The 12,786-nt window shown below is 62.6% G+C and carries 14 protein-coding genes; 13 read left to right on the top strand and 1 reads right to left on the bottom strand.

Going from position 1 to position 12,786, the window contains the following annotated elements; genetic code table 11:
- The first annotated feature begins 78 nt into the window (after positions 1 to 78).
- The 10 genes from PAN31108_RS08455 to iscX all read left to right on the top strand — a co-directional run bounded on the left by PAN31108_RS08455 (position 79) and on the right by iscX (position 8,337).
- Positions 79 to 2,187 (top strand): site-specific recombinase, encoded by a 2,109-nt coding sequence (locus tag PAN31108_RS08455; RefSeq protein ID WP_150668421.1) that lies wholly within the window; start codon positions 79 to 81, stop codon positions 2,185 to 2,187.
- Positions 2,188 to 2,312: 125 nt separating this feature from the next.
- A complete protein-coding gene (iscR, locus tag PAN31108_RS08450) occupies positions 2,313 to 2,840 on the top strand; it encodes a Fe-S cluster assembly transcriptional regulator IscR (protein WP_044455252.1) in 528 nt (175 codons plus the stop codon).
- A gap of 31 nt (positions 2,841 to 2,871) precedes the next feature.
- Positions 2,872 to 4,095, top strand: coding sequence for an IscS subfamily cysteine desulfurase (locus PAN31108_RS08445; RefSeq protein WP_150668420.1), 1,224 nt, complete (start codon positions 2,872 to 2,874; stop codon positions 4,093 to 4,095).
- An 18-nt stretch (positions 4,096 to 4,113) separates the two neighbouring features.
- Complete coding sequence (gene iscU / locus PAN31108_RS08440; RefSeq protein WP_150668419.1) at positions 4,114 to 4,521, top strand: Fe-S cluster assembly scaffold IscU; 408 nt, start codon at positions 4,114 to 4,116, stop codon at positions 4,519 to 4,521.
- A 29-nt stretch (positions 4,522 to 4,550) separates the two neighbouring features.
- Positions 4,551 to 4,874, top strand: coding sequence for an iron-sulfur cluster assembly protein IscA (iscA, locus tag PAN31108_RS08435; protein ID WP_069341690.1), 324 nt, complete (start codon positions 4,551 to 4,553; stop codon positions 4,872 to 4,874).
- Positions 4,855 to 5,106: a DUF3565 domain-containing protein gene (locus tag PAN31108_RS08430; RefSeq protein ID WP_246183839.1), complete on the top strand. Its 252-nt coding sequence runs from the start codon at positions 4,855 to 4,857 to the stop codon at positions 5,104 to 5,106. The genes iscA and PAN31108_RS08430 overlap by 20 nt, the downstream gene beginning before the upstream one ends.
- Positions 5,107 to 5,227: 121 nt before the next feature.
- Positions 5,228 to 5,758, top strand: a complete 531-nt coding sequence (hscB, locus tag PAN31108_RS08425; protein ID WP_150668418.1) for a Fe-S protein assembly co-chaperone HscB — start codon at positions 5,228 to 5,230, stop codon at positions 5,756 to 5,758.
- 87 nt (positions 5,759 to 5,845) lie between these two features.
- The gene (gene hscA, locus PAN31108_RS08420) at positions 5,846 to 7,723 is read left to right on the top strand and encodes a Fe-S protein assembly chaperone HscA (RefSeq protein WP_150668417.1); all 1,878 of its coding nucleotides are present in this window, start codon (positions 5,846 to 5,848) and stop codon (positions 7,721 to 7,723) included.
- Positions 7,724 to 7,744: 21 nt separating this feature from the next.
- The gene (gene fdx, locus PAN31108_RS08415) at positions 7,745 to 8,086 is read left to right on the top strand and encodes an ISC system 2Fe-2S type ferredoxin (protein ID WP_150668416.1); all 342 of its coding nucleotides are present in this window, start codon (positions 7,745 to 7,747) and stop codon (positions 8,084 to 8,086) included.
- A 56-nt stretch (positions 8,087 to 8,142) separates the two neighbouring features.
- Positions 8,143 to 8,337 (top strand): Fe-S cluster assembly protein IscX, encoded by a 195-nt coding sequence (gene iscX / locus PAN31108_RS08410; protein WP_046291488.1) that lies wholly within the window; start codon positions 8,143 to 8,145, stop codon positions 8,335 to 8,337.
- Positions 8,338 to 8,469: 132 nt separating this feature from the next.
- Here iscX and PAN31108_RS08405 read toward each other — a convergent pair whose 3' ends face one another.
- Entirely contained in the window at positions 8,470 to 9,177 is a 708-nt protein-coding gene (locus PAN31108_RS08405) for a glycine zipper 2TM domain-containing protein (RefSeq protein ID WP_150668415.1), read from the bottom strand.
- Positions 9,178 to 9,456: 279 nt separating this feature from the next.
- On the opposite strand from PAN31108_RS08405, the gene PAN31108_RS08400 reads away from it, so the two are divergent.
- The 3 genes from PAN31108_RS08400 to PAN31108_RS08390 all read left to right on the top strand — a co-directional run bounded on the left by PAN31108_RS08400 (position 9,457) and on the right by PAN31108_RS08390 (position 12,734).
- Positions 9,457 to 10,818, top strand: a complete 1,362-nt coding sequence (locus PAN31108_RS08400) for a glycosyltransferase family 87 protein (RefSeq protein WP_174994899.1) — start codon at positions 9,457 to 9,459, stop codon at positions 10,816 to 10,818.
- A gap of 15 nt (positions 10,819 to 10,833) precedes the next feature.
- Positions 10,834 to 11,451 carry a hypothetical protein gene (locus PAN31108_RS08395; RefSeq protein ID WP_150668413.1) on the top strand — a complete coding sequence of 206 codons (618 nt, stop codon included), beginning with the start codon at positions 10,834 to 10,836 and terminating at the stop codon, positions 11,449 to 11,451.
- A gap of 119 nt (positions 11,452 to 11,570) precedes the next feature.
- Positions 11,571 to 12,734: a hypothetical protein gene (locus PAN31108_RS08390; protein WP_150668412.1), complete on the top strand. Its 1,164-nt coding sequence runs from the start codon at positions 11,571 to 11,573 to the stop codon at positions 12,732 to 12,734.
- The last annotated feature ends 52 nt before the right edge of the window (positions 12,735 to 12,786 follow it).

Below are 12,786 nucleotides of genomic sequence, written 5' to 3'. Positions count from 1 at the left end.
CCTGTGCTAACGCCCGGCTGCCTGTGGCGCCGGTCTTCTCTGCTTTTTGTTCTCCTTCGATCCCGCATTTCCCGACAGATGTTCAATTCGCTCAATTCGTACTGGCGTAAATGGCGCGCATCGCGTCATGCTGGCCACCAGCTCGACGAACTGCTCGCTCATGCCGACCCGTCGGCGCCGCTGGCTCTTCGCAACCAATGGCTCATCGAATTGGCGCACTGGGTGCAAAAGCGCGGCGCGCTGGTCAACGAGGCACGCGCGGACGGGGAAGCGGTGCGATATCGCCCACATACGCGCTTGCGCTATTTGCTGCAAATGCTCGACCGTAACCCGCATTGGCGCCTGCCCGTGGCGCGCACACTGCGAAGCGTCATCCATGAAAGCGACGCGATTTCGCTGCTGTGCGATACCGGCATGCCGGTGCGTCCAGGATTCTGGGGCGCGCTCGTCGAGCGCATCGAGAAGGCCCTGATTCCGCCGCCGCCCACGCGGCGCGATCTCTCGGCGTTGTGCTCGCTGATGTTCCCCGACGGCGATGCGGCCGACTGGATCGCCGCGATGCCACCGGAACTGCTGAGCGATCTCATCGAACTGTTGCATTACGGTGAGGCAGACGATGCTGAAACCGACTGGAATCCGTTTGCAGAGGATTTGCTGGCCGCAATGCACCATCTGGTCGATCAGATTGCATCGACGGGGTTGTCCCAGGCGGTGCGCTCGCGTCTGACCTACGCCCGCGTCAACGAGTCGCCGTTCTACCGGCTCGGGCGCGCCATGCAGGCCCTCGAAGATGCCGGCGAGGCATTTGCGCACGGGGCGCCGCCATCACAGCGTTTCGTCCAGGAAATCAACGTATTTCGCGCCCTGCTGGACGATTGTGGCCGTGCGGTGCGTCAGGTGTACGCGCATCTTGACGAGAACGGTGTCAGCGTCGACATCGTGTTTCAGGTCGAGCGCGCCAAGGCGCGTATCCGACGGCTCGAGCGTCTGCTCGAGGCTTGGCTGACGGACGGGGATCGCGCTGACAGGGCAGCCGCGCGCGTTCGTCTTCTCGCAGATCTGGTGCGGGCCAACAAGGCGAGTCAAAGTGTCGGCGAACTGGCGCGGACGTCGTTTGGATTGTTGGCGCGTAAAGTGGTCGAGCGCAGCGCCGAGACCGGCGAGCACTATATTGCACGCAACCGCAGCGAATACTTTTCGATGCTGAAAATGGCGTGCGGCGGCGGACTGGTGACGGTTGTGACGGTCTACCTGAAGTTCATGATTGCGGGCGCGCATCTGCCGATGATCGTCGAAGGCTTCTTCGCCGGCGCGAACTATGCGGTGTGCTTCCTGTTCATGCATTTCTGCCATTTCACGCTTGCCACCAAGCAGCCCGCAATGACCGCCCCCGCGATTGCCAGCAAGCTCGACGACGTCGATACGCCGGCGGGGATGGACGCGTTCGTGGGCGAAGTGATCGCGTTGGTACGAACGCAGGCGGCGGCCATCTTCGGCAATCTGGCGATGGTCTTCCCGTTCTGCCTGCTGGTGCAATGGGCCGTATCGGCGGCGCTTGGCGTCAATACGATTACGCCGGAGAAGGCGCAGGCCACGCTGCATTCTTTCTCGATCCTGGGCGTGACGCCGTTCTTTGCGGCATTGACCGGCGTGCTTTTGTGGTGCTCCAGTCTGATCTCCGGGTGGGCCGACAACTGGTTTGCGCTGCATGGCATTGGCGACGTGCTGACATACAACCGCCGTCTGCGGTTCGTTTTCGGCCGGAGCGGGGCGGAGCGTCTGGCGGACTGGTGTCGACGTCACATCGCACCGGTGTTGGGAAATCTGACGCTGGGCTTCATGCTGGGACTGGTGCCCGCGGTGCTCACCGCATTTGCGCTGCCGTTCGAGGTCCGTCACGTCACGCTGTCGACGGGCTCGATTGCCACGTCGATCGGGGTGCTGGGGCTGCCGGTGCTGCACGATTCGGCGCTTTGGCTCGCCGTCGCGGGTGTCGGGACGATGGCCCTGCTCAACGTCGGTGTCAGTTTTGCGTTAGCATTCCACATGGCGCTCAGATCGCGTCCACTGCGATTGGGCGACCGTCGGCAAATCCACCGTGCTATCTGGCGCGCCGTGCTGCGCAATCCTCTGGTGCTGCTGTTCCCCCTGCGCTCCCCGCGCATGGAGGCGCGTCCCGAAAAATGAGCAGTTTGGGAAGTTGCCCTGATCGAAAGGGGAACTTCCGCAAAAAATGGGCCAGAAGTACTTGACTAAATTCGTAGGGAATTTATACTTGACGAAAATAGTCGAGATTAATCCCCTGCTTCATCATGAGACTTACCACGAAAGGCCGTTTCGCCGTCACGGCGATGATCGACCTGGCCATGCGCCAGGACGCGGGTCCCGTGACGCTTGCGGGCATTAGTCAGCGTCAGCGAATTTCCCTCTCCTATCTGGAACAGCTGTTCGGTAAGCTGCGCCGCCACGAAATCGTGGAAAGCGTACGTGGGCCGGGGGGCGGTTACAGCCTTGCGCGACGCGCGGAAGAGGTGACTGTCGCCGACATCATCATTGCTGTCGACGAACCGCTCGACGCCACACAGTGCGGAAGCAAAGGTAACTGCGAGAAAGGGCAGGACGGCCATCGCGGTCACTGCATGACGCACGAGCTGTGGGCGACACTCAACCAGAAGATGGTCGAGTATCTCGATTCCGTTTCGCTGCGCGACCTGGTCGAGCAGCAGCGCAGCAAGCAGGCACAGCAAGCTGTGCTGCGCGACACGCGCGAGTCCGGTAACAGCAACCAGACAATGACGACGCGCATCCCCAATTCGGTCTTCGATATGGCCCGTTCATAACAGGCGCCACGGCACGATCCTGGAGCACCCCATGAAAAACGACACCCTCAACCTCCCCATCTACATGGATTACAGCGCCACCACGCCGATTGACCCGCGTGTCGTGGACAAGATGCTGCCGTACCTGCGCGAGCAGTTCGGCAATCCTGCGTCGCGCAGCCACTCGTTTGGCTGGGCTGCCGAGCAGGCAGTGGAAGAGGCGCGTGAGGAAGTCGCCAAGCTGGTGAACGCGGATCCGCGCGAAATCGTCTGGACGTCGGGCGCGACCGAGTCGAACAACCTCGCCATCAAGGGGGCTGCCCACTTCTATCAAGGCAAGGGCAAGCATCTCATCACAGTGAAAACTGAGCACAAGGCGGTGCTCGACACGATGCGCGAGCTCGAGCGCGAAGGCTTTGAAGTCACTTATCTGGACGTCAAGGATGATGGCCTGCTGGATCTGGATGTCTTCAAGGCGGCGCTGCGCCCCGACACGATTCTCGTGTCCATCATGGCGGTGAACAACGAAATCGGCGTGATTCAGGATATCGCCACGCTGGGCGACATCTGCCGTGAGAAAGGCATCATTTTCCATGTCGACGCCGCCCAGGCGACCGGCAAGATGCCGATCGATCTGGCCGCACTGAAGGTCGACCTGATGTCGTTCTCGGCGCACAAGACGTACGGTCCGAAGGGTATCGGCGCGCTGTACGTGCGCCGTAAGCCGCGTGTGCGTATCGAAGCACAGATTCACGGTGGTGGCCACGAGCGCGGCATGCGTTCGGGTACGCTCGCCACGCACCAGATCGTTGGTATGGGCGAGGCGTTCCGTCTGGCCCGTGAAGAGATGGCCGTCGAGAACGAGCGCGTTCGTATGCTGCGTGATCGTCTGCTGACCGGTCTGACGGAAATGGAAGAAGTGTATGTGAACGGCGACATGGAGCAGCGTGTCCCGCACAACCTGAACATCAGCTTCAATTTTGTCGAAGGCGAGTCGCTGATCATGGCGATCAAGGATGTGGCCGTGTCGTCGGGATCGGCGTGCACGTCGGCCTCGCTCGAGCCTTCCTACGTTTTGCGCGCCCTGGGCCGCAACGATGAACTGGCGCACAGCTCGATCCGCTTCACGGTGGGTCGTTTCACGACCGAGCAGGAAGTCGACTACGTGGTCGAACTGCTCAAGAGCAAGATCGGCAAGCTGCGCGATCTGTCGCCGCTGTGGGAAATGTACAAGGACGGGGTCGATCTGAATTCGATCCAATGGGCCGCACACTGAGCATTTAAGGAGTTAGCCATGTCGTACAGCAAGGAAGTTCTGGATCACTACGAAAACCCGCGTAACGTCGGTTCGTTCGAGAAGGGCGACGACGCCGTCGGTACGGGCATGGTCGGCGCACCGGCCTGCGGCGACGTCATGAAGTTGCAGATCCGCGTGAACGAAGCCGGCGTGATCGAAGACGCCAAGTTCAAGACCTACGGCTGCGGTTCGGCGATCGCCTCGTCGTCGCTGGTCACCGAGTGGGTCAAGGGCAAGACGCTCGATCAGGCACTCGCAATCAAGAACACCGAAATCGCGCAAGAACTGGCTTTGCCGCCGGTGAAGATTCACTGCTCGATTCTGGCCGAAGACGCGATCAAGGCGGCCGTTGCCGACTACAAGCAGAAGCACGGCCAGACGGCCGAGACGGCTCAGGCTGCGTAAGCAGCGCGACGAATAAGGAATCAGGCAAGATGGCCATTACATTGACCGAGAAGGCCGCGCAGCACGTTTCGCGTTATCTGACGCGGCGCGGCAAGGGCGTGGGCCTGCGACTGGGCGTGAAGACGACCGGTTGCTCGGGCCTGGCCTACAAGCTGGAGTACGCCGACGACGTGGCGAACGAAGACACCGTCTTCGAGAGCCACGGCGTGAAGGTGATCGTCGATCCGAAGAGTCTGCCTTATATCGACGGCACCGAGTTGGACTTCGCGCGCGAAGGTCTGAACGAAGGGTTCCGCTTCAACAACCCGAACGTCAAGGACGAGTGCGGTTGCGGTGAGTCGTTCCGCGTCTGACGCAGCGGCATTGCCGGCCGATCCGCCGCCTTTACGCAAGATCGTCGGTTTTCGTCTGGATGACGAAGGCCAGTGGGTAGCGCGTCTGGCGTGTGGGCATGGGCAACATGTCCGGCATCTCCCCCCGTGGCAGATCCGGACATGGACGCAAAGCGCCGTAGGGCGCGACGCCATGCTCGGCAGCGAATTGCCCTGCCGGAAGTGCGAACGCGGTGAGCCGTCGGATGCCTGAGGCGACGGCAGGCGCAATCGGCAGGCAAGAGCAGTGGCGTAGGCAGCAAGGCGGCGCGAGCCGCTTTTTTTACGGGCCGAGTGTCGGCCCGGTCGTAGATCCAATGTGGTGAACGGGCGCGATGAGTGCACTGACTGACAACTATTTCACGCTGTTCGATCTGCCGCAGGGCTTCGCGCTCGACAACGATGCGCTCGAAGCTGCGTACCGTGCCGTGCAATCGCGCGTGCACCCGGATCGATTCGCGAGCGCAAGCGAGGCGGAGCGGCGCGTGGCCATGCAATGGGCTGCGCAGGCGAATGCTGCGTACCGCACGCTGCGTGACCCGCTTCAACGGGCGACGTATCTGCTGACGTTGCAGGGCATCGATGTGGGCGCGGAAAACAACACCGCGATGGCCCCCGATTTCCTGATGCAACAAATGGAATGGCGCGAAGCCATCGACGACGCCGTGGACGCGCGTAACGTCGGTGCGCTCGATGTGCTCGCCAAGACCTTGCGTGACGACCGTCGCGTGCGGCTCGCCAAACTGTGCGAATGGCTTGACAGCGCTGCATGGCAGCCCGCCGCCGAAGCCGTGCGACAACTGATGTTCATTGCGCGCGCGCAAGAGGACATCGCACAGCGCATCGAAGCGCTGGAAAACGCGTGACGGCCCCGGTGCGGCGCTGTCACATGTCATTGAGAACCGCTTGAGAACAGGGCGCACGCACCGGCGTGTCGTCCGCATTGCAAAGTCATGGCCCTTCTGCAAATTTCCGAACCCGGCATGTCCCCTGCGCCGCACCAGCGGCGACTCGCTGTGGGCATCGACCTTGGCACGACGCACTCGCTCGTTGCCTCCGTGCGCAGCGGTGTGGCCGAAGTCCTTCCCGACGATCAGGGCCGCGTGTTGCTGCCGTCCGTCGTACGTTATCTGGGGGGGCACCGCACCCAGATCGGTTACGACGCCAAAACGGCTGCGGCCACCGATCCGCGTAACACCATCGTTTCCGTCAAACGTTTCATGGGCCGGGGTCTCGCGGACGTTGCCCATGCGGACAACGCCCCCTACGACTTCGTCGACGCGCCCGGCATGGTGCAGATGAACACCGCAGGTGGCGTGAAGAGCCCGGTCGAAGTGTCTGCCGAGATTCTTGCCACGTTGCGCCAGCGCGCCGAGGATACGCTGGGTGATGATTTGGTCGGTGCCGTTATTACCGTGCCTGCGTACTTCGATGACGCCCAGCGGCAAGCGACCAAGGATGCCGCGCGACTCGCGGGCCTGAATGTGCTGCGTCTGCTCAACGAACCGACGGCTGCTGCGATTGCATATGGTCTGGACAATGGCGCGGAAGGCCTCTACGCGGTCTACGACCTTGGTGGCGGAACGTTCGACATCTCGATTCTTCGTCTCACGAAGGGGGTGTTCGAAGTCCTCGCTGCAGGCGGCGATTCGGCGCTTGGCGGCGACGATTTCGATCAGGAAATTTATCGCTGGGCCGTGCAGGCTGCGGGTATCGACAGCGCATCGCTCACGCCGGAAGACGTACGCAGCTTGCTGGACCACGCACGCACCGCCAAAGAAGCGCTGACGGACGCCGAACAGGCCCCGATCGCACTGACGCTGTCGGGGGATCGCCGTGTCTCGCTGGCACTGACGCGCGAGCAGTTCACGACGCTGGGCGCCCCGCTGGTACAGCGCACGATCGGGCCGATGCGCAAGGCGTTGCGCGACGCCGGCATGGGGCCGGAAGACGTCAAGGGTGTCGTGCTCGTGGGCGGCGCAACGCGCATGCCGCAAGTGCGTGCCGCAGTGGCGAACTTTTTCGGCCGCGAGCCGCTCGTGGATCTCGATCCGGACCAGGTGGTCGCGCTCGGTGCCGCCGTCCAGGCGAACCTGCTGGCAGGCAATCAGGCCGAGGGCGACGACTGGCTGTTGCTCGATGTGATTCCGCTCTCGCTCGGTGTGGAAACGATGGGCGGCCTCGTCGAGAAAATCATTCCGCGCAATGCGACGATTCCGGTCGCGCGTGCGCAAGAATTCACCACGTTCAAGGATGGTCAGACGGCGATGGCCATTCACGTGCTCCAAGGCGAACGTGAGCTGGTGTCCGACTGTCGATCGCTGGCGCGCTTCGAGCTTCGTGGCATTCCGCCGATGACGGCAGGTGCCGCACGCATTCGCGTGACGTATCAGGTCGACGCCGACGGTTTGCTGTCCGTCTTCGCCCAGGAAATGCATTCGGGCGTGGCCGCTTCCATCGAGGTCAAGCCGTCGTACGGTCTGGCCGACGAAGACATTTCCCGCATGTTGCAGGACAGCTTCGGCTCAGCGGAGCAGGACATGCGTGCCCGCGCACTGCGTGAGCAGCAGGTGGAAGCCGAGCGTCTGCTGGTTGCGATCGACAGCGCGCTGCAGGCCGACCCTGAATTGCTCGACGCCGGGGAGCGTGCGCAGATCGACGGCCTGCTGGCCGATCTGCGGCAGAAGGCCGCCGGCGAAGATCAGGTCGCCATCAAGACCGCGACCGACGCGCTCTCGCACGCGACCGACGCGTTTGCCGCACGCCGCATGGACAAGAGCATCCGCGCCGCGCTGGCCGGTCGTCGCGTTGCGGACATCGACAAACTGTAAGACACACACGGAATCAAAGCCATGCCACAAATCGTTGTATTGCCTCACGTCGAGCTGTGCCCGGAGGGCGCTGTGCTGGAGGTCGCGCCGGGCACGTCCGTGTGCCGCGCCCTGTTGGACAACCACATCGAGATCGAACATGCCTGCGAGCTGTCGTGCGCATGCACGACTTGCCACGTGATCGTGCGCGAGGGTTTCGAGTCGCTGACGCCGGCGGAAGACGAAGAAGAGGATTTGCTCGACAAGGCCTGGGGGTTGGAGCCGACCTCGCGCCTGTCGTGCCAGACCCTGATGCCGGACGATGCGGATCTGGTTGTCGAGATTCCGAAATACACGATCAACCACGCCAAGGAAAATCACTGAGCGCGATGCCCCTTGGGCATCATGCGGTGACGAGATAGGACAAAAGGAGTTTCCCCATGAAATGGACCGACAGCCTGGAAATCGCGATTGCGCTTACGGAAGCGCATCCCGATGTCGACCCGCAATATGTGCGTTTTACCGATCTTCACAAGTGGGTGATCGCGCTTGACGGTTTCGACGACGCGCCGGATCGCTCCGGTGAGAAGATTCTCGAAGCCATTCAGTTGGCCTGGATCGACGAAGCCGACTGATTCAGGCCGGAAGGCCTCGGGCTGACGGGAACGTCGCTGCGACGAGGCATTCAAAACAAAAGCCGCTCAGACATAAGCTGTCGAGCGGCTTTTGTGTTTTCTGCGAAGCTGAAGCTGACGAAGGCTGACCGCTTAGCCGGCGCGCACCAGTCCGTTGTTCTCCAGACGCACGCGGTCGCCGGGTTGCACGCCTGGGGCGGACTGATACGTCCAATAGCGCGTCTTGCCGGTGTCCATGCGGACGTACACGCGATAAACGGTATCCGAGCGGACGCGTTTCTCGACTTCGTTCCCGGCCAAACCACCGCCGAGCGCACCGACCACCGTCATGGCCGTACGGCCGTTACCCGCGCCGAATTGATTGCCGAGCAGACCGCCAGCGACGGCGCCGCCGACGGCGCCCAACCCGGTCGCGTGACCTTCCGTGCGAATCGGTTGCACCGACTCCACCGTACCGCATGTCGAGCAGGTTGCGGCCTGCGGCTGTGCTGGCGCCGCCGTCTGTTGAGCGTACGAGGGCTGCGGGGCAGGGGGGCGCTGTGCGGGCGCTCGTTGCGGTGTGTATTGTGCCGTTTGTGCGGTTTGTGCCGTCTGCGTCGTTTGTGGGGCGGCATACGCAGACTGTTGCGTTTGCGCTGATGGGGTCGCTGGCGACGCTTGTTGCGGGCCAGTCAACGCATACTGGGCGCTATTGCTGGTCGCTGCGGGGCCGTCGGTGCTCTTGGCGACGGGCAGCGCGCCCGTGATGGCGGCCACGCCGAGCAGGCTGACGACGACAATACTGCCGGCGGCGGCAGCGACCAACGGATGCATGCGGCGCGGTTGCAGATCGTTATCCATGTTGTTTTCTCCATCGTGCGGTAAGTGTGAATCCCCTTCTGCGTGCTGGCGTGCACGGGCGATTTCGCATGAGAAAAGTTTCCGTCACCGCCAACGCGGCATCCGTTTCATTTTGTAACGCGATGTAAGATGTGCATCGTCATGGTGGTCTGCAGTTGAGGTTAAGTGATCTTCTAACCTATTGAAAAATATAAATATTTTCCTCGGGCGAGGATGAAATCCGAGAGCGACGCCGGCCGCTGTCTTAACAAAAGAAACAAGTCGTGGGAGAGGCGAGACATGAATCGACAGATGCTGCCGTCTGCATGGCCGTCGATACCTCCACGCATGCCCCCGGGCTCGGCGGGACTGCCGCGTGGCATCGTGATATCGGCGGGGCTCGTCATGTTGTTGCAGTGGGCGGCGCTCGGCGCCTGGGCCTTCAGCTGGCTGACGAGCGAGAGCCGAGGTGCCGAAGGCATGCCGCCGCTGGGCCATGACCTGCGCGTCTACTGGACCGTCTCCTGGATCACCGAGCATCTCGGCGCCCTTGCGGCATTCGACCCCGGCACGCTGAATGCGGTACAGCTCCGCTTTTTTCCGAGCTACACAGCATTTGGACATTGGCTTTATCCGCCGACATTTCAGTGGCTGATTCAACCGCTTTCGAAGCTGCCCTATGCGTGGGCGTATGGGACGTACGCCGTTGTGAGCGTCATGTTGTTTGCGCTCGCGGTGAGGCCATTGCGGCGTGGGTCGGGGTGGCCATGGCTCGTGGTCATTGCATTTCCGGGGCTTTGGGTGGCGATTCTGGCCGGCCAGAATTCGGTGGTGACGCTATTGCTGATGAGCGTCGCGCTCACCTATTCCGGAACGCGTCCGTTGCTTGCTGGGTTGTGCGGCGGCCTGCTCGTCATCAAGCCGCAATTTGCCGTATTGCTGCCACTGTGGTGGTTATGCGGGCGGCAATGGCGCGCCTTGCTGACGATGATGGCGACGGGAATGATCGGCTGTGCCCTCACGCTCGCATGGGAGGGAGTCACGCTATGGCGTGCGTTTTTCGCGGCAGTGTCGACGTTCAACGTGGAGGTGGTGCAGCAAGGGGCTGGGGATATCTGGCACGCGATGCCCACGGTGTTTGCTGCGGCGCGGTTACATGGGATGACGTTGTCTGCGGCGTACGCGCTATACGCCCTCGTCGCAGTGCCATCGATACTCTTGACGGCGTGGCTGTGGGCGAAGCGCGCGTCTTTGCCGTTGCGGGTCGCCGCGGCCATCACGGCGACGCTGCTCTGCCAGCCATACCTGCTTTACTACGAGTTGGTGTGGCTGATCGTGCCCTTGCTGTGTCTGTCGGCGGGCGGCGAAGGCACCTGGCCAAACGCGAGGCAGGCCTGGCTCGACGCACGTTTGCGGGCCGCGCTCTGGCTGCTGCCGCTGCAAGCGTACCTGGTAGTCCTCTGGACGCCGATGGGGCAGTGGGGCGTGGTGCTGCTGCCTGCGCTGATGGTGCTGATTGCCCTACGTTTTCTGCGCGATGGGCTTGGTGGGCTTGGTGGGCTTGTTGGGGTTGTTGGGGTTGTATTAGGCGCATTCCGCACTTCAGGTTCGGAGAAAGCGTCGCATGGGCCAAGCGCGCATAATGGCACGCATCGTCTGTGAACGCTGCATCTGTCGATGGGTCCCACACTCATGATCGATACGTTACCCACCCTCGAAAGTCCGCTCGACGCTGCGAGCCATCCGCATCTGTATCCGTACGTGGTGCAACGTGCGTGGGTCGACACCCACGATCCGGATGGCGCGGTGAGCGAGCCGTTTTCCGATGACGTTTTCGTCACGCTGGTGCTCGATAGCCCCACGGGCCTGCGGCGTTTGCAGGGCGACGATCTGCATGCCGCCGGGTTGACGTTCGAGGCGGCGTTTGCACAGGCGGCATCGAACCTCTCGCGCGCCTGGACGGCACGCCACTTCGAATTCGGCATTGCGCGGTTGGACGACGGCACGATGATCGGCGGCTCTCGCGGCAACTGGATGGCACCGGCCGGTGCGCTCGTGTTGGGCAATCTTTATCAGTCGCTGACCGAGCATTTCCAGGTGACGGAATTCGTCGCGATTGCCGTGAACCGTACCTTTCTTGTCGCATTCCCTACGGATCCGAAGACGCTGTCTTCACTCGCGTTGCGTCAGTTGATCGAGGGGGCGTCGACGGGGGCGATTCTCCCCATTTCGCGTAGCTGGTTGCGACTCGATGGCGACTGGCCGTCCGCTTATCGGGGTACGCCGGCTTTCTGAAACGGGCTTTCTGTGTTGTCTCGTTTCACATAGCCTGCGCTCGCGACGCCAAAACGCCGCGCGGGACGCTACCTAGACTCGTCGAGGGCACATCCCGTTGCCTTCACCGGAGACTACGTATGCCAGCTTTGCCCTCGGTATCGTCGTACGCGGCAAGTCCCTACGCACCTTATACGCCCTCATCGACCGCCCAAGCGTCATCCCTGTTCCTCTCCCCCATCGGGTCGGTACACCTTGCTGCGTTCGCTGACGAATTCGACAGCGCGCGTGTTCTTCGGGCTGTCGCCGAGCCGCGTCCGCGCGAGCAATGCCATACGGTGTTGCCGCAGGCGTCCCCCGTCGAAGTACAGGTTGAGGGGCGCACCGTCATGCATCTTCATTCCGAGCCGGATCGTGTCGCATTTCTCAACGAAAACCGGGTGAGCGCCGTGTGGATAGAAATGCTCGGTGCCGCGCGCGCCGTGGCGGGTTGCCCGACTGACGTCCGCCCGGGACAGGTCGGCGCCGACGTCGCGGATCGCATGTCGTGCCTGGGGGTTGGTGCCGGCGAGCTTCGGCGCGCCGACGCACCGCCGTTATCGAATGCGGATGCCGTCGATGCCCTCGATGCCGATAGGGTTCGTGACGTCGCCCTTCCTGTGGACACCAGCGAGTTCGCTACGGTCGAGGCGTTGTCGCTCCCGTCGGTGTACCTCCGTGAGCCCGGTTTCGAACCGGGGACGATGGCGGCGCTGGAGTACGACCTCGGCTGGCGCGCGCTTGCGCCGTCGTGGCGTTCGGTGATGCCATCGGTCGATGAAGGCGTATGGGCGTCCGACCCGAATACCCAACTGTTTTGCGCTGTCGGGCGCGCCGTGCTTCCGCATCTCGCGACCTACGAGTCGGGGCAACTCGTGGATGAGATTTGCGCCCGCATCGTGTCGTTTCACATGCACGCGGGCGGCTTGGTGGACTGCTTGGCTAACGTGACGCAAACGGTCGAGCGCATGTCGGCCGATGGGCAACCGACGTCGGTCTCCGCGATCGAGATTGCCGATTTCATGCGGGAATGTGCCGGTGCCGATTGGCGGGACTCGATTATCGGAAAGGAGGGGGAGGACGCGCTGACGCGTCGTCGGCAGGCGTGCTCGGAAACATCGACGCTCGCCTCGACCTCCGCCGCATCTCCTGCGTCTGCTGCGGTTTGCGCATCGTCAGTCCCGGTGGCCGACTCCGAAGATCGTGATGCCGACGATGAGTCGGCTTCGTCGCAGCGTGTGCGTCGCTCGCGCGCGTCGCTGTAAAAAAGCCGCAGCCTCCGACGGGGGCTGCGGCTTCGTCTTGCGTGTTGCGTGC

Origin of the sequence: Pandoraea anhela, assembly GCF_902459655.1 — a bacterium.
GTDB classification, from domain to species: Bacteria; Pseudomonadota; Gammaproteobacteria; order Burkholderiales; family Burkholderiaceae; genus Pandoraea; species Pandoraea anhela.
The sequence above is the reverse complement of the archived record's forward strand: the minus strand, read 5'-3'. Positions and strand labels throughout refer to the sequence as shown.